Here is a 16,534-nt window from a genome sequence, read left to right as displayed (position 1 = left end):
CTGCTGCCGCCGCTGCGGTGACGGTCAACCTGGCGGCGCGGGCACCACGGGTCGCGGCGGCGCCCCGGTCCGGCGCAGCAGCGTGAGGGCCAGCAGTCCGGTGGCCAGGTCGACGACGACGAACACCACCCGGGCCAGCGCGGCCACCAGGACGGCCGGTCCCGCGGGCAACCCGGACCCGACCGCGAAGGCCACCTCACGGATCCCCGCCCCGGCCGGGACCGGCACCAGGACCCCGACGACCCAGGCGGCGATCGCGGCGCCGGCCACGGCCACCGGGTCGGCGGTCAGCCCGAGCGAGCCCGCCACCAGCGCGCTGGTCGCGCCGAGCAGCAGCCACCCGGGCAGGGTCACGCCGACCAGGCCCAGCATCCGCGGCCACGGCAGGACCGGAACGATCAGCCGCCCCCGACTGACCCGGCCCAGGATCGCGAACACCGGTCGCAGGACGGCGGGATGGACCACGGTCAGCAGGACGGGGATCAGCAGCACCGTCCACCACCGGGCCGGTCCGGTGAACGGGTACAGCGCCGCCCAGCCGATTCCGCCGGACAGACAGAACACCCCCAGCGACAGCAGGGTGGCCGGGTAGGCGACCGCCCGGGGCACGCCGCCGCGGTGGGCCAGCTCCCCGCGACCCACGACCGCCCACACCCCGCCGGGTACGTACTTGCCCAGCTCGCCGGCGAAGAACCACGTCCAGGCCCGCCGACGCCCGGTGGGTGCGCCCAGGGCGCCCAGCACCCACCGCCACTGCTCGGCGACGCAGATCGTGCCGGCCAGTCCGCCGACCGCCGCGGCCGTCACCACCGCCGGATCGGCCGCACTCACCGCGGCCCGGACCGTCGACCACTCGGCGATCAGGGTCCATCCGCAGAAACCGACCGCCAGCAGGCCCACGACGATCCCCGCGGCCCGCAGCCAGCGGCCCCGGCCCGGAGTGGGCCCGGACGGCCGGGCGGGTGCGTTCAGATCGCTTCCCGGCGCGGCCAGTCGGTGCCCTCAACGACGGGCGGTCGTCCGTCGGCGCCCCGCTGGACGGGGAGCACGGGCCCACGACGCGCCCGCTGCCACAGCCGGGGATAGCGGGACGGATCGGCGTACTGCATCTGCTTGGTGCGCTCCAGGGTCTCCTCGAGCAGCAGGCGGTTGGTGCGCAGCAGGTCGGCGATGACCAGCAGGGCAAAGGACAGCAGGCAGCCGACGAACATCGAGGTGCCGAAGATCAGCGACTGGATGTGGCCGACCCCGTCCTCGGTCAGCCAGAGGACGCCGAAACGTGCGAACGGGATCAGGGCGGCCAGGCCGAAGACCACGCCGAGGACGGTCAGCACCAGGTAGGGCCGGAACATCAGGTAGCTGCGGGTCACCGCCATGCCCGACTTGAACATGTGCTCCCAGATGTTCCGGAACAGCCGGGACTCGCGAGTCTTCGGGTTGGTGACGACGGGCACGCTGACGATCGGCAGTCGCCGACTGCCGGCCTGGATGATCGTCTCCATGCAGTAGCTGAAGGGCGTGATCACGTTCAGCCGGAGCAGCGAGGCCCGCGAGTAGGCCCGGAAACCGCTGGCCGCGTCGGGGATCTCGGTTTGCGCCGCCGCGTTGACGACGCGGCTGCCCCACCGCTGCATGATCTTCTTGAACGGGCTGAAGTGCGGGACCTGGTCGGTCTGCCGGTCACCGACGACGATTTCGGCGGTGCCGTCGAGGATCGGCCGGACCAGCTCGGGGATCGACCCCTGCGGGTACTGGTTGTCGCCGTCGGTGTTGACCACGATGTCCGCCCCGACGTGCAGGGCGTAGTCGACGCCGTCCCGGAACGACCGGGCCAGCCCCATCGTCCGGACGTGCCGGATGACGTGGGCGCCCCGCTCGGCGGCGATGGCCGCGGTGCGGTCGGTGGATCCGTCGTCGATGACGACGACCTGGATGTCGTCGATCCCGTCGATCCGCCGGGGGATGGAGTCGAGGACGGTCGCCAGGGTCGCCTCCTCGTTCAGACAGGGGATCTGCACGATGAGCGTGGTCATGGCCACCGTCCGACGGGCAGGCGGGCGGCCGCGGCGGCGACGGGCGGGAAGTCAGTCATCAGATCACCCAGCCTGGCCGTCGGGTGCTCGCGGCGACATGGGGTCCGGACCTCATCCTGGGCCGGTGGCGCGATCCGCGGTCAACGGCTCCGCCCTGTCATCACCACCGCCCGCTCCGGACCGTCGAACCCCCACGCCCACGCGACGTCGTCCAGGTCGAAGGGCCGGGTCGGCACCAGTACGGCGCCGTCCGCGATCGCTGCGGACAAACCACCGGCCCCGGCGGCGATCTCGCCGGCGGGGGTGCCGCCGAGTCCGAACCCGGACAGGGTGATCCGGCGTCCGCGCAGCAGTGGGGCGGGCAGGGCGGCGCGCTCGCCGGCCCGCGCACCGATCTGCCGCCATTGGATGTCGACCCGGTCCTCGGAACCGTCCTGGCGGCTCAGGGCCGACCAGGTCAGCTCAGCGACCTCACCCCAGAGGTAGTCCAGGACGAGTAACGAGGAGTGCTCGGAGAGCACCTGGGCGAGCCGGTCGCCCAACACGGCGGGGGCATCGGTCAGCGCGATCGCCTCGGCACCCCACTGGGCCGCCGCGACCAATCGACCGGCGTCCCGGCCGACCCCGACCACCCGCCGGGCACCGAGGTACCGGGCGGACTGGACGGCCAGCAGCCCCGCGACCCCGGTCACCCCGAGGACGAGGACGGCGTCCAGCCCCGCCGGCGACACAGCGCGCTGAGTGAGCGGGATCCAGGAACTCAGACCCGGGTTCATCCCGCCCGCAATGGCCACCGGGTCCGCCTGGTCGGGCAGCGGGACGGTGAATCGCACAGCGGCCCGCTCGGCCAGCGTGCCCCACGGCGCTCGGACCATGCCGGCGTAGTGCAGTGAACCGTCGGCCATCCGGGTCACGGCATCGACCCCGGGTACCAGCGGATAGCGACCGGTGCTGCTGTAGTGGCGGCCCGTCGCTCGGCTGCGGACGACGGTGTGGATACCGGCGGCGACCACGTCGACCAGGGTCTCGCCGGCGGCGGCGGTGGGTTCGGCGAAGTCGGTGACGACCGGGGCGGCGTCGGGGCTGGTGATGACGGCAGCTCGCATGACGGGCTCTCCTTAACGTTGTTAAGCGGATGCCTCCACGGTGCACTTAATGCTGTTAAGTTGTCAACCATGCCCAGAGGACTGAACCGGGATGCGATCCTCGACGCCGCCTTCGCCGTCCTCGACGCCGTCGGCGCCGACGGCCTGACGACGCGCGCGGTCGCCGACCGCCTGGGCGTCAAGGCTCCGGCGCTGTACTGGCACATCCGGGACAAGCAGGCGCTCCTGGACGAGATGGGCACCCGGGTCTGGGCGTCCGTCATCCGGTCGTCGGTGGTGGGCGGGCAGCTCCCGGACCCGTCGTCCGAACGGACACCGGACGAGCCGGCCTGGTGGTCGGCCTGTGCTGCGTTCGCCCGCACCGCCCGCTCCGCCCTGCTGGCCCATCGGGACGGCGCCCGCCTGTTCGCCGGCACCGCCCTGACCGACTCGCAGGTCCTGACCGATCAGGAACGGGGCCTTGAATGGATGGGCGCGCAGGGGTTCTCGGTGGCCGCGACCGCCGACGCGTTCACGATCCTGATCGCCTTCGTGGTGGGTCAGTGCATCGAGGAGCAGGGCCGGACCCAGGCCCCGGCCGGGACCTACGACCTCGCCGCGCGGGACGAACGGATCGGCGCCGACGACCACCCGCTGGTCGCCGCGGCCGGCCGGCGGCTGTTCGACCCCGACGTCGACCGGCGCTTCGAAGACCTGCTGCAACTGGTCCTGACCGGCATCGCCGCCCTCGGGGAACGGTGAACCGTCCGGGCGCGGCCCCGGATCAGGGGCGTCGCCGGCGCAGGTACGTCAGCACCGCCAGCACCCGTCGGTGGTCGTCGCCGTCGTCCGGGATCTCCAGCTTGAGCAGGACCGCCCGCATGTGGGTCTCGACCGTCCGCTCGCCCACCACCAGGGTGCGGGCGATGGCCGCGTTGCTGCGACCCTCGGCCGCCAGCGCCAGCACCTGACGTTCCCGTTCGGACAGCCGTCCCCACCCGTCGCCGCCCGACGGGCCGCGCAGCGGCGACAACAGTGCCGCCACCACCTCGGGATCCAACGCGGAACCGCCGGCCGCCACCCGGCGGGCGGCCTCGGTGAACTCGTCCACCCGCAGCACCCGGTCCTTGAGCAGATACCCGAACGCCCCGGTCGTCACCAGGGCGACCGAGTGACGGGTCTCGACGTGCTGGGACAGCAGCAGGATCGGTTGCCCGGGACGCTCGGCCCGCACCTGGGCGGCCGCCCGCGCGCCGTCGTCGGTCAGGTCGGGGGGCATCCGGACGTCGACGACGGCCAGGTCCGGATCGTGGTCCCGGACTGCGTCGACCAGCGCCGGGGCGTCACCCACCGCCGCCACTACGTGATGTCCGTCCTCGTGCAGCAGCCGCACCAGTCCCTCCCGGAACAGCACGGAATCCTCGGCCACTACGACGCGCACGGCACCACCGCCCGCACCGTCGTCCCCTGGCCCGGTGCGCTGTCGACGGTCAGCTCACCACCCGCCGCGCCGACCCGGTCGCGTAGCGACCGGAGTCCGAAACCCTCACGGGCCCCGCCGATCCCGTCGTCGGTCACGATGACCGTGACCCCGCTCCCCGTGCGGTCGACCATCACCGCGGCGCGGTCCGCCCGCGCGTGCCGCAGCACGTTCGTCAGCGCCTCGGCCACGACGAACCACACCGTCTCCACGGTGAGCGGGTCCAGATCGGCCCACGCGTCGCCGGTCGAGTGGACGGGGCCGGATCCGCGGCAGTCCACCGTCACCGGGACTGGGCAGTCGGCGGCCAACCGGGCGAGGGCCCGGGCCAGACCGTCGTCCAGCCCGGCCGGCCGCAGCCCGTGGGCCAGTCGCCGGAGTTCGGCGATGGTCGCCTCCAGCGTCCCCACCGCCCGGTCGAGGTCGGCCCACGCCGCCGACGCCGGATCCAGGTCCCGCTGCACCGACCGCACCGTCATGCCGACCGCGACGATGCTCTGCTGGGCCCCGTCGTGCAGGTCCCGTTCCAGCCGCCGCCGCTCCTGCTCCGCCGCCTGGGCCAGTCGGGTGCGGCTGGCGCTGACGTCGGCCAGCGCCCGGCGGAGTTCCAGTCGCAACCGGCTGACCTCGATGGGCAGCCGCGCGCGGACCAGGACGTCCCGGGCCCGACGCAGCCGCCGGGCCGACGCCGACGACAGGGTCAGCATCCCGACCTCGTCGTCCCCCTCCCGCAGGGGCACGACGGCATCGCCGGCGATGGAGCGGATCGGACGATCGGACAGGTCGACGAACTGGTCCGTACCGGGCCGTCGCAGCAGCAGCCGGGCTCCCGGGTCACCGATGGCCACCCGTAGGACCTGCTCCACCGCCTCGGGCTCGGCCGACCCGTCCCGGACCTGCTCGGTGAACTCCTCGACCCGGCGCAGCACGACCCAGCGTTCCCGGTCCAGGAGCCGGCCGATGGCCCGGGTCAGGCCGCGATGCACCGGCAGCAGGACCAGCGCCGCGACGAAAGCGGCACTGCTCACACCGATATCGATCCCGCTGCCGCCATCGGCCGTGGCCGGGACGTCGGCCAGCGACCGCACCAGCGGGGTCAGCACGGCGACGACACCGGCGAAGACCCCCGCCGACACCAGGGTGGTCAGCAGCCAGGCCGCGCCCTCGCCCAGGAGCCGGTCCACGTCGAACAGCTCATACCGCAGGACGGCGATCGCCACCGCGGCCGGGATGCCCAGCAGCAAGAGGCAGAGCAGCGTGAGCGATCCGGTCTCGACGGGCAGACCCAGGGCGGCGGCCACCCAGGTCAGGACCAGCAGCGCGGGGACGGCGACCGCGACCAGCGCCAGCCACCGCACCCGCAGCCGGGTCACCTCGTCGCCCCGGCGGTACCGCACGACCACCGACGCCGCGGCCACCGCCAACAGTCCGGCGAACGCCGCGAACGTCAGCGCCGTCAGTACGGTCCAGACGCCGTCCGACAGGGGGACCGGCGGTGGACCTGGCACCGGGCCACCCTCGGTGGCGTAGTTCCCCGGGTTGAGCGCGAGCTGCGCCGCCAAGAGCACCGGCACGATCCCGACGGCGACCGCGACCACCCGCCAGCCGCGCCCGGGAAGCCGTCCGTCCGGGTACACCAGCAGCAGCGCCAACAGTCCGACGAAGTGCAACGGCCAGATCGCCTGGGGGGCGACGACCAGGTTCGCCGCAGCGGCCCCCGGCCATGGGTCCGGGGCGGCCACCGTGCCGGCCCACCGTTCGACGGTGAGCACGACGGCCGGGCACACGCCGACCCAGGCCAGCGCCGGACCGACCGGCGAGTGCGGGACACGGACGCCCAGCAGCACCCCCACCACGACCGACGGCGCCAGCAGGACGGTGGACAGCGCCCACCCGCCCGGCGTGCCCGACCCCGGACCGAGCGCCGCCAGCGACACGGCGGTGACGGTCAGGAAGACGGCCAGCGGGACGAGCACGGCCGGTCGGAACGGGGGCGACCGCCGCTCGGACCGTGACGTCTCAGCGGCGTGAGCAGCGGGGCGCGGCGACCCGCCGGTGCGGGCCGGAGACGGGGTGGGGGCCGCCGAGCGGTACACGGAATCAGTGTGGACCGTCCGGGGCGGTCCGGACATCCGGGCCAGCACGCAGTCGCTCTGCGCGGCGGCCCGCACGGCAGATCGGCAGACCGGACCCGTGACCGCCCCGATGTGCCGCACCGCGGGTCGCCACCAGGGTGGTCGTCGTCCGTCGACCACCACACCCCGGAGCCCGCCATGATCGCGATCGTCACCGTCCTCCCCGCCTTCCCCCTCGGTCTGCTGGTGCGGGACCGCCGGGTCGCCGTCGGGATCTACCTGGCCGCCTACCTGTACTGCTTCACGTTCCAGTCCGCCTACTTGGTCCGCGGCTGGGTCCTGGGTGACGACACCGCCTTCCGCCGACCGGCCGACTACTCGGTCGACTACCTCGCCGTCAGTCTGCTGGTGCTGGCCGTGGGCGTCGCCCTGGTGCTGCTCGGCGGACGGGTCGCGATGCGCCGTCGCCGCCGTGCGACCGGGGTCGACCTCGACGCCCGGTGAACCACCCCTGTCCGTCAGCCCTGCCCCGCGAAGGAGAAGCCATGTCCCACCCCACCCCTGCGGCCCCCTGGTCCCGTCCGTCGAACCAGCACCCGTACCGCCGCGGCCCACTGCTGCCGATGACCCTGGCCGCGGCCTGCGCGCTCGTCGTCGGCACCGCCGGCTGCGGGGGCACCGCCGCACCGGCCACCCCCGCGGCGGCATCGGGGACGTCGGCCGTCAGTTCCGCGACGGCGCCGTCCTCGCCGCCGGTCGGCCAGGCCGCCTGCGACGCCGGCCTGACCGTGACGGCCACCGCGTTGAGCTACCCGGGAAGCGGCCCGCTCGACACGACACCCTCGGGGGAGGCCCTGGCCGCCTGGGCCGACCGGATGCAGGCCCCGCTGGCCGGGTTCCGCGCCCTCGCACCGGCCGAACTGGGCCCCGATATCGACACTCTGGCGGCCGCGCGGCAGCAGGCGGCCGGCGGTCAGCCGCTGGACCTGTCCGACCCTGCCCTGGGCGCGGCGTCGACCGCGGTGGACCAGTGGATGTGGGACGCCTGCGGCTTCCCCCGCCTCGCCGCCACCAACTCCCCCACCGGCCTGGCCGGTGTCCCCGACACCCTGCCACCCGGACCCATCTCGGTGTCGTTCGAGAACGCCGACGGCGGAACCGGTTTCGTGCTGCTGCTCGCCCGGGTGCACGACGACGTCACCCTCACCGTCGACGACCTGATCGCGAACCGCGTCGACCTGGCCACCCAGGCCACCATCGTGATGGCCGCGTCCCCGGGACCGGACGGTCAGCCCGCCCGGAGTTCCACCCGGCTGACCCCCGGCCGCTACGCCGTGGTCAGCCCCCAGGGCGCCCCGCCGGAGTTCGCCGGGTACCACGCCACGGTGATCACCGTGGCGTGAGCAGTCACCACCGGACGTCGGCGAGGTCCCGGATGCGCCGCGACCCCCCGCTCGCCACCGCGGTCCGCCGGTCGGCGGCGGTGGCGGTGAGTGCGGGGTCGAAGCGCAGCCCGACGCGTTCGGTCAGCGCACCCAGGGTCAGCTCGTCGGTGACGAACTCGTCCAGCGGGGACACGGTGCGCAGCCCGGACAGCGTCTGGGTCAACAGGAAGGCGCGGGCCTGCAGCTCGCCGTTCGGCGCCTGCTCGGTCTGCCACAGACCGTCCCGGTAGACCAGCACCTTGTAGTACGACAGCGGGATGGGGACGTCCCGGTAGACCGGGTCGTCGTCGGCGAAGACCGGCCCGGCGAACACGCTGATCCGACCGACCCCGGTGGTGGCCAGCAGGGCGTTCTCCAGACGGCCCCACACCCCGTCCTTACCGGACTGGTTGAACGTGTCCATCTGCGGCGTGATGTTGGGGAAGAAGAACGAGTCCCGGTTGGCCGCTTCCGCTTCCGCCCGCGGACCCCACAGCAGATCGGCCCGGCGGGCCAGATGTCCACGGTCCAGCGGGTTGTCGCGGTACAGCTCGTCACCAATCTGGGCGGTCACCGGGATCCGCGAGTCGGTGCGGAACCGTAGACCCTTGCGCGGGATGTCGTCGCCGTCCCACCGGGTGCCACCGTCGATGTTCCAGGCCACCCAGCGGGCCAGCCGCCGCCCCCGGTGCAGGGCGACCGAGAAGTGCGTGTACGTCAGCTCGGTCCCGCCGCCGGGCAGCTGGAGCAGGTCGCCGTCACCGTCCACCCCGGCGGGCGGGGCGATGCTCAGCCCGAGGAAATCGCGGTCGTAGCCGGTTCCGGTAGTGGTCACGCGCCCATCCTGCCCGGCGGCACCGACAGTGACCTGACGGGCTGGGGATCGCCGGTCCCCGGGGGGCGGCGCCCCATCGACTGCAGTCGGTGGCGCGGGACGTCAGGAGACGCCGTAGCGGTGCTCGGGCCGGCCGGTGGTGCCGTACCGCAGGCCCATGACGATCCGCCCGCCGTTGACCAGCTCGGCCAGGTACCGCTGCGCGGTGGCCCGGGACACCCCGACGCGTTCGGCGATCTCGCTGGCCGACAACGGGTCCGCCGCCTCGGTCAACGCCGTCACGATGGCCTGTTCGGTGAGCTGGGAGTGGCCCTTGGGGCGGTGCTGGGGCTGGGCGTGCAGGGTGCGGATCGCGGTGTCCAGGTCGGCCTGGGTCAGCGTCTCGGACCGGTCGGTAATGGCCCGGTAGCGGGCGAAGGCGGACAGTCGCTCGCGGAGCGCGTCCTGACCGAACGGCTTGATCAGATACCCCACCGCCCCCGCGGCCAGCGCGGCCCGGACGGTGGCGCTCTCCGCCGCCGCCGACAGCATGATCGCCTCGCAGGGCAGGCGGCGCAGCAGGTCGAGCCCCGACCCGTCGGGCAGGAACAGGTCGACCAGCGCCAGGTCCACCGGCTCGGATCCGAGGTGGGCCAATGCCTGACCGATCGTCGGGACCACCGCGGCGACCGTGAAACCCGTTGCCGCGGCGACGATATCGGCGTGCAGGCGGGCTACTCGGAAGTCGTCGTCGACGACGAGGACGGACAGCGTCATGGGGTGACCTCCGCAGCATCCGGGGCGGTCTCGCTCATGCTGACGTGACCGGCTCGCTCGGCCACGGCGCCCGGGAGTCGGGCCACGAAGACCGCTCCCGTCCCGCCGCCGCTGCCGGGATCGGCGATCCAGACGTCCCCGCCGAGTGCCCGGGCGACCTGCCTGACCAGGCCCAGGCCGAGCCCGCGTCCGCTGACCGCTCTGGTGCTCACGTCCTGCTCGAAGACGCGGTCGCCCAGCTCGTCGACGATGCCGTCTCCGGAGTCGGCGACGGTGACGAACAGGGTGTCGCCGTCGGTCAGCACCTCGACCTCGACCCAGGCGGCCCGGTCGACGGTCAGCGGGTCGGCCGCCGGCGGGACGGCGGAAGCGGCGGCGTCGCAGGCGTTGTCGATGAGATTGCCGAGCACGGTGGTGACCGCGACCTGGTCGGTGACCGCCCGGTCCAGCCAGGACTCTGGGCCGATGCGCAGCAGCACCCCGCGCTCGCGGGCATGCGCCGCCTTGGCCGACAGGAACGCCTGCAGCACCGGATCGCCGATCGCGTCCAGACCGGGCAGGGTCGCCCCCAGCGGCCCCGACCCCAGCACCGCATCGACGAACTCGGCCGCCTCGTCGGGCCGGTCGTGGGCCAGCAACCCGTGCACGACGTGCAGCCGGTTGGCGAACTCGTGCCGTTGGGCGCGCAGCGCGGTGCTCATGGTCTGCACCGCGTCGAGCTGCCGGGTCAGTAGTTCGAGGTCGGTGCGGTCGCGGGCGGTGAGCACGACACCCAGGTCGTGCCGGCCCCGGTGCACGGTCCGCCGGGTGCAGACCAGCACCCGCTCGCCGACGACCACCAACCGGGGTTCCTCGACGGTATCGGCGCGGACCGGCGGCACCGTCGCATCGGAAAGCACCGGCGGGACGAGCATCTCGCACACCCCGTCGGGCAGGCCTGCGTCGGCGATCGGCGTCCCCGGAGGCAACGGCACCGCGAAGAACCGCCGGGCCTCGGCGTTGGCCACCGTCACCCGGCCCTGCGGGTCGACCCCGATGACCGCCTCGTCGATGCCGCCCAGGACCGCCTCGTGCTCGGTCGCCAGGGCGGCCAGCTCCTCCGGTTCGACGCCCAGGGTGAGCCGCCGCAGCCGGCGGTTGAGCAGCACGGACGCGCCGATGCCGACCGCGAACGCGGCCGCCGCGTACAGCGCGCCGATCCGCAGATCGGTCCACAGCGCGGCGTCGATCTCGTCGCTGGCGATGCCGACGCTCACCGCCCCGACCACCGTTCCGGCCGGCGCCCCACCGTCGGGCGCGTAGACCGGAACCTTGGCCCGGGCCGACTCCCCCAGCGTGCCGAATTGCTCGGTGACCTCCTCCTGACCGGCCAGGGCGCGGGACGGGTCGGTAGAGACCGGGTCGCCCAGCTCGTCCTGGTCCGGATGGGACAGCCGGATGCCCCGGTCGTCGACCACGACCACGAACAGGGCCCCGGTGCGCTGCCGGACGGACTCGGCGTCCAGCTGCACCGGGCCACCGGCCAACTGGGTCTCGAGGGACGGCGAGGCGATGTCGGTGCGGCTGAACTCGGCGACCGCGGCACGCAGCTCGGTGTCGGCGGCCACCGACCGGGCGATCGCCAGTGCCCGCTGCCCGTACTCGGAACTGCGCTGCCGGTCGAGCAGGGTCGTGAACAGACCGAACCCGAGCGCGATGACCGCGGCGACCACGGCCACCTGGAGCAGCAACAGCTGCCCGCTGAACCTCAGGCGCCGCTGCCGCATGGGGCAAACGGTAGTGCCGGGCCGGTCGTCGAGCACAACGAGCAGAACGTCGGCCAACGAGAACAACCGCAGCAAAGTCGGAAAAGCATGCCGATCGGGTGACGCATCGCTACCGTCCGTCCAGTACCGCACCCGGCTCACCGCAGATCGACTTGTCATACCCGCACGTTGCCGACGCCCGGGAACGTGCGGATATGACAAGTCGATCTCGACGAACGGGCCTCCGCCGCACCGCCGCCGCACCCCAGGAGCGTCAACGATGACCATTCTCGCCGCGTACCAGCAGACGCCCGAGGGCCAGGCGGCCGTCGTCCGGGCTGTGGACGAGGCCCGTCTGCGCCGCACCGACCTGGTCGTGCTCACCGCGCCCGCCCACGGCGGCGACCCGATCCACCAGATCGACGGCGTCACCGACCGCCCCGACGCCGGGGACCTGCGGGTCACCGTCCGGCCGGCCGTGCGTGCCGACCACCTGGCCGCCGAGGTCGTCGACCTGGCCACCGAACTCGACGCCGAGATGATCGTCATCGGCCTGCGCCGCCGGTCCCCCGTCGGCAAACTCTTCCTCGGCTCCGCCGCCCAGGACGTGCTCCTCACCTCGACCGTGCCGGTGCTGGCCGTCCGCGCCTCCTGACGCGACCGCCGGACCATCCGGTGCCCCACCACTGACCGAGCCGCCCCGTCCCTCGCCTCACCCCACGCCCACCCGGAAGGCCAACGATGGCATCCACCACCACCCCGGGCACCCCGTCCGGACCCCCGCCGAGCACCGACGGCACCGCCTCGACCTCGCCGGTCACGCCGAGCGGCAGGCGGCCGACAGCGATGTCCCGCCCGGTCCTCATCGTCTGGACCGTGGTCGCCGCCCTGGTCGTCGGTGCGGGCCTGTACAGCACCCTCGGCTCCGGCGGCGGCCAGTCCGTCCGCAGCCGGCTCGCCGTCATCGCCCCGGCCGCCCCCGGCGGCGGGTGGGACGGCGTGGCCCGCGAGGCCCAGCGTGCGCTGCGTGACGAGGGCATCGTCAACAACGTCCAGGTCGTCAACATCCCCGGGGCCGCCGGCACCATCGGTCTCGGTCAGCTGGCCGGCATGTCCGGCCAGGGCGGCACTCTCATGGTCACCGGCACCGTCATGGTCGGCGGCATCATCGCCAACGACGCAGACACCACGCTGGCCGACGTCACCCCCATCGCCCGGCTGGCCGAGGACTACGAGGTCCTCGTCGTTCCCGGGTCGTCCCCGTACCAGAACCTCACCGATTTCATCGCGGCCTGGAAGGCCGACCCGCAGGGCATGGCCATCGGCGGCGGATCCAAGGGCGGCACCGACCACCTGCTGGCCGGGCTGATCGCCCGGGCCGGCGGGGTGGACACCGCACAGCTGAACTACCTGGCCTTTTCCGGTGGTGGCGAGGCGCTCAACGCCATCCTGTCCAGCACCACCGACGCCAGCATCTCCGGCTACAACGAGTTCGCCGACCAGATCGAGGCCGGTAACGTCCGCGCCCTGGCCATCGGCACCAAGGAACGCGTCGACGGCATCGACATCCCCAGCCTCGGCGAGCAGGGCATCGATGTCGAGCTCACCAACTGGCGCGGCCTGGTCGCCCCGCCCGGACTGACCGCCGAGCAGAACGCCGCGCTCGTCGAGGTGGTCACGCAGATGCGCGACTCGGCCGACTGGCAGGACACCCTGGCCCGCAACCGCTGGCAGGACACCTTCATCAGCGGGCCCGAGTTCCAGTCGTTCCTGACCCAGAACACCCAGGAGATCCAGCAGATCGCCGACGATCTCGGAATCGGAGCCTGACCGTGTCGACCACCGCCGCCCCACCCCCGTCCACCGCCGGAAGCACAGCGGCCGCGCCGAAGCGACCGCTGGCCGGCCTGGCCGAGCTCGTCGTCCCGGCCATCCTGCTGGTCGTCGCCGGCTTCCTCACCGTCGGCACCGTCTCGATGGTCCAGCCGCCGTCGGTGCAGAAGCCCGGACCCACCTTCTTCCCGTGGATCGTCATCGGAGTCCTGGTCGCCATGGCCATCGCCTCGACCGTGCAGATCCTGCGGCAGCGCAGACGCACCGCGGAAGACGGACCCCTCGCTGCGCCCTTGACAGAAGACCAGCTGATCGACGAGGACGGCCAGATCACCGGCACCCCGCCGGACGTCCCGCCGGGGCGGGCGCCGTGGCCGCTGAACGCGGTCACCGACTGGCGCGCCGTGCTGACCGTGGTCGGCTCGTTCGTCGCCCTGGTCGTGCTGCTGGTGCCGGCCGGCTGGATCCTCTCCGCCGCCATCCTGTTCTGGGGCGTCGCCTACGCGTTCGGCTCGCGCCGGCCGATCTTCGACATCTCCATCGCCCTGGTGATGTCCTCGGCGATCCAACTGATCTTCGGCGTGGCCCTGGGCCTGAACCTGCCCGCCGGCTTCCTGGAGGGGGTGCTCTGATGGGCGACCAGATCGCGGACCTGATGACCGGTTTCGGTCACGCACTGACCCCGATGAACCTGGTCTGGGTGTTCGTCGGCTGCCTGCTCGGCACCGCCGTCGGCGTGCTGCCCGGCCTGGGTTCCTCGATGGCGGTGGCCCTGCTGCTGCCGGTGACCTTCAGCCTCGACCCGACCGCTGCGTTCATCATGTTCGCCGGCATCTACTACGGCGGCCTGTTCGGCGACTCGACCACCGCCATCCTGCTCAACACCCCCGGCGCGTCCAGCGCCATCGCCTCGACGTTCGAGGGCCACCGGATGGCCAAACGGGGCCGCGGCCCGCAAGCCCTGGCCACGTCAGCCATCGGTGCGTTCGTCGGCGGCATCATCGCCACCACGCTCATCGCGTTCTTCGCCCCGGCGATGGCCCAGCTGGCCACCGTCTTCGGCCCGGCCGAGTACTTCGCGCTGGCCATCGTCGCCTTCATCGCCACCGCCGCCGTCGTCTCCGACTCGGCCATCAAGGGGGTCGCCGCGCTGGCCATCGGCCTGGCCCTGGCGCTCATCGGCATCGACGGCATCAGCGGCGCGTCCCGCTTCACCTTCGGGCTGCCGTCGCTGCTGGACGGCATCGACATCGTCGTCATCACCGTCGGTCTGCTGGCCGTCGGTGAGGTGCTGTGGGTGGCGTCCCGCATCCACAAGGACCCGGTGCCCACCGCGCTGACGGTCGGCCGCCGGCCCTACCTGTCCAAGAGCGAGTTCCGCGAGGCGATGCCGGCCTGGCTGCGCGGCACCGCCTGGGGCCTGCCGTTCGGCGCCATCCCGGCCGGCGGGTCGGAGATCCCGACGTTCCTGGCCTACGGCACCGAGCGCCGCCTGGACCAGCGGCGGCGTGACCCGCAGTTCGGCAAGGGCGCCATCCGCGGCCTCGCCGCGCCGGAGTCGGCCGCCAACGCCACCGCCGGCACCGCCATGGGGTCCCTGCTCGCCCTGGGCCTGCCCACGTCGGCCACCGCGGCGATCATGCTGGCCGCGTTCCAGCAGTACGGCATGCAGCCCGGTCCGCTGCTGTTCACCCGCAACGGCGACCTGGTCTGGGCCCTGCTGGCCAGCCTGTTCATCGGCATGGTCGTGCTGCTCATCATCAACCTGCCGTTCGCGCCGATCTGGGCCAAGCTGCTCGACATCCCCAAGCACTACCTGTACGCGGGGATCTCGGTGTTCGCCTGCCTGGGCGTCTACGCGGCCAGCTCCTCGGTCGTCGACCTGGTGCTGCTGGTACTGCTCGGCCTGCTCGGCTTCGTGCTGCGCCGGTTCGGGATGCCGCTGGCCCCGGTGCTCATCGGCGTCATCCTCGGACCGCTGGCCGAGACCAGCCTGCGCCGCACCCTGGCCATCAGCGAGGGCGACCCCAGCGCACTGTTCGCTTCCGGCATCACCCTCTCGCTGTACGGGCTGCTCGCGGTGGGCATCATCTGGGTCGCTGTCCAGAAGCTGCGCACCCGGGCCAAGGTCGACATCTAGTTTCGTTCCCCGGCTCCCCGCACTCGGCAACCCCGCCACGACGAGTCCTTTCGGACCGCCGCGGCGGGGTTGCCTGCACATGGGGGCCTCGTCGGCCGCACAATCTCCCCCGTGACTGCAGCCGCCCCCGAGGGCACCCACGCGCTGGACGACGACCGCGTCCTCGTCTTCGACCTCCTCCGCGCCACCGAGGCCGCCGCCCTGGCCACCGCCCGCCTGCTCGGCCGCGGCAACGACGACGAGGTCGACGCGGCCGCGGTCGACGCCATGCGGCCCGTCCTGGGCACGGTGCCGATGCGGGCCGTCGTCGTGGTCGGCGAAGGCGAGAACGACGACTCCCCCATGCTCTATCCCGGCGAGCACGTCGGCTCCGGTCACGGCCCGCTGGTCGATCTGGCGGTCGACCCGATCGACGGTGCCGGGCTGACGGCCCGCAGCCTGCCCAACGCGATGTCGGTCATCGCGGTCGCCGACCGCGGCGCCATGTTCGACGCCGGCCATGTGCTGTACATGGACAAGCTGGTCATCGGGCCGGACCTGGTCGGCACCGTCGAGTTCGACGCCCCCATCGAGGACAACCTGGCCGCGATCGCCCGGGAACGCAGCGTGGGTCTCGGCGAGGTCACCGTCGCCCTGCTCGACCGGCCCCGGCACACCGAGCTCATCGGCCGGATCCGGGCCGCCGGGGCGCGCATCAAGATCCTGCTCGACGGTGACCTGGTCGGTGCCCTGATGGCCGTCCAGTCCGACTCGGAGGTCGACCTGCTGATCGGCACCGGTGGCACGCCCGAGGGCATCATCGCCGCCTGTGCCGTCCAGTGCCTGGGTGGGGCCATCTACGGCCGGCTCGCCCCCCGCACCGAGACCGAGGCCCGGCAGGCCCGGGACGCCGGCCTCGTCCTGGACCGGGTGCTGTCCACCGACGACCTGGTCCGCGGCGACAACGTCTACTTCGCCGCCACCGGGGTCACCGGCGGGGAACTGCTGCGCGGAGTGCGGTTCTCGGCCGACACCGCGGTCACCTCCAGCCTGGTGATGCGGTCGCGGACCGGGGCCGTGCGCACCATCGAGACGCGACACCGTCTCAGCACGTCCACCCTGTTCCCGACCGGTTCGTAGACGGGGCCG

Annotated in this window: 16 protein-coding genes; 8 read left to right on the top strand and 8 right to left on the bottom strand. The window is 73.1% G+C overall.

From position 1 onward, the window contains the following. Window positions 1-24: 24 nt before the first annotated feature. The 3 genes from FDO65_RS02565 to FDO65_RS02555 all read right to left on the bottom strand — a co-directional run bounded on the left by FDO65_RS02565 (window position 25) and on the right by FDO65_RS02555 (window position 3,139). Window positions 25-900, bottom strand: a complete 876-nt coding sequence (locus FDO65_RS02565; RefSeq protein ID WP_166442009.1) for a lysylphosphatidylglycerol synthase domain-containing protein — start codon at window positions 898-900, stop codon at window positions 25-27. A gap of 68 nt (window positions 901-968) precedes the next feature. After that, on the bottom strand, window positions 969-2,033 hold the full coding sequence (locus tag FDO65_RS02560) for a glycosyltransferase family 2 protein (protein ID WP_137447903.1): 1,065 nt from the start codon (window positions 2,031-2,033) through the stop codon (window positions 969-971). A 140-nt stretch (window positions 2,034-2,173) separates the two neighbouring features. After that, on the bottom strand, window positions 2,174-3,139 hold the full coding sequence (locus FDO65_RS02555) for a zinc-binding alcohol dehydrogenase family protein (RefSeq protein WP_137447902.1): 966 nt from the start codon (window positions 3,137-3,139) through the stop codon (window positions 2,174-2,176). Between the two features lie 69 nt (window positions 3,140-3,208). Between FDO65_RS02555 and FDO65_RS02550 the strand changes: the two genes are divergently transcribed. Further along, window positions 3,209-3,880 (top strand): TetR/AcrR family transcriptional regulator C-terminal domain-containing protein, encoded by a 672-nt coding sequence (locus FDO65_RS02550; protein WP_137447901.1) that lies wholly within the window; start codon window positions 3,209-3,211, stop codon window positions 3,878-3,880. Window positions 3,881-3,902: 22 nt separating this feature from the next. Here FDO65_RS02550 and FDO65_RS02545 read toward each other — a convergent pair whose 3' ends face one another. Together FDO65_RS02545 and FDO65_RS02540 are read right to left on the bottom strand one after the other, a co-directional pair. After that, window positions 3,903-4,559 (bottom strand): response regulator, encoded by a 657-nt coding sequence (locus FDO65_RS02545; RefSeq protein ID WP_137447900.1) that lies wholly within the window; start codon window positions 4,557-4,559, stop codon window positions 3,903-3,905. Further along, the gene (locus FDO65_RS02540; protein ID WP_137447899.1) at window positions 4,547-6,694 is read right to left on the bottom strand and encodes a sensor histidine kinase; all 2,148 of its coding nucleotides are present in this window, start codon (window positions 6,692-6,694) and stop codon (window positions 4,547-4,549) included. Before FDO65_RS02540 ends, FDO65_RS02545 begins: the two co-directional genes overlap by 13 nt. A gap of 177 nt (window positions 6,695-6,871) precedes the next feature. Here FDO65_RS02540 and FDO65_RS02535 point away from each other — a divergent pair, with 177 nt between their 5' ends. Continuing rightward, a complete protein-coding gene (locus FDO65_RS02535; RefSeq protein WP_137447898.1) occupies window positions 6,872-7,177 on the top strand; it encodes a hypothetical protein in 306 nt (101 codons plus the stop codon). A gap of 41 nt (window positions 7,178-7,218) precedes the next feature. Further along, a complete protein-coding gene (locus tag FDO65_RS02530) occupies window positions 7,219-8,076 on the top strand; it encodes a hypothetical protein (RefSeq protein WP_137447897.1) in 858 nt (285 codons plus the stop codon). A gap of 4 nt (window positions 8,077-8,080) precedes the next feature. Here FDO65_RS02530 and FDO65_RS02525 read toward each other — a convergent pair whose 3' ends face one another. From FDO65_RS02525 to FDO65_RS02515, 3 genes are all read right to left on the bottom strand, one after another. Then, complete coding sequence (locus FDO65_RS02525; RefSeq protein WP_137447896.1) at window positions 8,081-8,932, bottom strand: DNA/RNA non-specific endonuclease; 852 nt, start codon at window positions 8,930-8,932, stop codon at window positions 8,081-8,083. Between the two features lie 102 nt (window positions 8,933-9,034). Continuing rightward, a complete protein-coding gene (locus FDO65_RS02520; RefSeq protein WP_137447895.1) occupies window positions 9,035-9,688 on the bottom strand; it encodes a response regulator in 654 nt (217 codons plus the stop codon). Then, complete coding sequence (locus FDO65_RS02515) at window positions 9,685-11,454, bottom strand: sensor histidine kinase (RefSeq protein ID WP_205849737.1); 1,770 nt, start codon at window positions 11,452-11,454, stop codon at window positions 9,685-9,687. Before FDO65_RS02515 ends, FDO65_RS02520 begins: the two co-directional genes overlap by 4 nt. A gap of 259 nt (window positions 11,455-11,713) precedes the next feature. On the opposite strand from FDO65_RS02515, the gene FDO65_RS21990 reads away from it, so the two are divergent. The 5 genes from FDO65_RS21990 (at window position 11,714) to glpX (ending at window position 16,525) form a co-directional block, all read left to right on the top strand. Continuing rightward, window positions 11,714-12,088 (top strand): universal stress protein, encoded by a 375-nt coding sequence (locus FDO65_RS21990; protein ID WP_166442008.1) that lies wholly within the window; start codon window positions 11,714-11,716, stop codon window positions 12,086-12,088. Window positions 12,089-12,279: 191 nt separating this feature from the next. Continuing rightward, window positions 12,280-13,263, top strand: coding sequence for a Bug family tripartite tricarboxylate transporter substrate binding protein (locus FDO65_RS02505; RefSeq protein WP_137449395.1), 984 nt, complete (start codon window positions 12,280-12,282; stop codon window positions 13,261-13,263). 2 nt (window positions 13,264-13,265) lie between these two features. Further along, a complete protein-coding gene (locus FDO65_RS02500; protein WP_205849735.1) occupies window positions 13,266-13,898 on the top strand; it encodes a tripartite tricarboxylate transporter TctB family protein in 633 nt (210 codons plus the stop codon). Next, entirely contained in the window at window positions 13,898-15,406 is a 1,509-nt protein-coding gene (locus tag FDO65_RS02495) for a tripartite tricarboxylate transporter permease (protein WP_137447893.1), read from the top strand. Before FDO65_RS02500 ends, FDO65_RS02495 begins: the two co-directional genes overlap by 1 nt. 111 nt (window positions 15,407-15,517) lie before the next feature. Continuing rightward, on the top strand, window positions 15,518-16,525 hold the full coding sequence (gene glpX / locus FDO65_RS02490; protein ID WP_240757380.1) for a class II fructose-bisphosphatase: 1,008 nt from the start codon (window positions 15,518-15,520) through the stop codon (window positions 16,523-16,525). Window positions 16,526-16,534 lie beyond the last annotated feature (9 nt).

Source organism: Nakamurella flava (genome assembly GCF_005298075.1).
Classification (GTDB): Bacteria; Actinomycetota; Actinomycetes; order Mycobacteriales; family Nakamurellaceae; genus Nakamurella; species Nakamurella flava.
Note: the sequence above shows the minus strand (reverse complement) of the source record. Positions and strands in the feature narration are given on the sequence as shown.

Coding starts and splice junctions, on each gene's coding strand:
- FDO65_RS02560 (WP_137447903.1), bottom strand. CDS start 2,033: ATGACCACGCTCATCGTGCAGATCCCCTGTCTGAACGAGGAGGCGACC.
- FDO65_RS02555 (WP_137447902.1), bottom strand. CDS start 3,139: ATGCGAGCTGCCGTCATCACCAGCCCCGACGCCGCCCCGGTCGTCACC.
- FDO65_RS02550 (WP_137447901.1), top strand. CDS start 3,209: ATGCCCAGAGGACTGAACCGGGATGCGATCCTCGACGCCGCCTTCGCC.
- FDO65_RS02535 (WP_137447898.1), top strand. CDS start 6,872: ATGATCGCGATCGTCACCGTCCTCCCCGCCTTCCCCCTCGGTCTGCTG.
- FDO65_RS02530 (WP_137447897.1), top strand. CDS start 7,219: ATGTCCCACCCCACCCCTGCGGCCCCCTGGTCCCGTCCGTCGAACCAG.
- FDO65_RS02520 (WP_137447895.1), bottom strand. CDS start 9,688: ATGACGCTGTCCGTCCTCGTCGTCGACGACGACTTCCGAGTAGCCCGC.
- FDO65_RS02515 (WP_205849737.1), bottom strand. CDS start 11,454: ATGCGGCAGCGGCGCCTGAGGTTCAGCGGGCAGCTGTTGCTGCTCCAG.
- FDO65_RS21990 (WP_166442008.1), top strand. CDS start 11,714: ATGACCATTCTCGCCGCGTACCAGCAGACGCCCGAGGGCCAGGCGGCC.
- FDO65_RS02505 (WP_137449395.1), top strand. CDS start 12,280: ATGTCCCGCCCGGTCCTCATCGTCTGGACCGTGGTCGCCGCCCTGGTC.
- FDO65_RS02495 (WP_137447893.1), top strand. CDS start 13,898: ATGGGCGACCAGATCGCGGACCTGATGACCGGTTTCGGTCACGCACTG.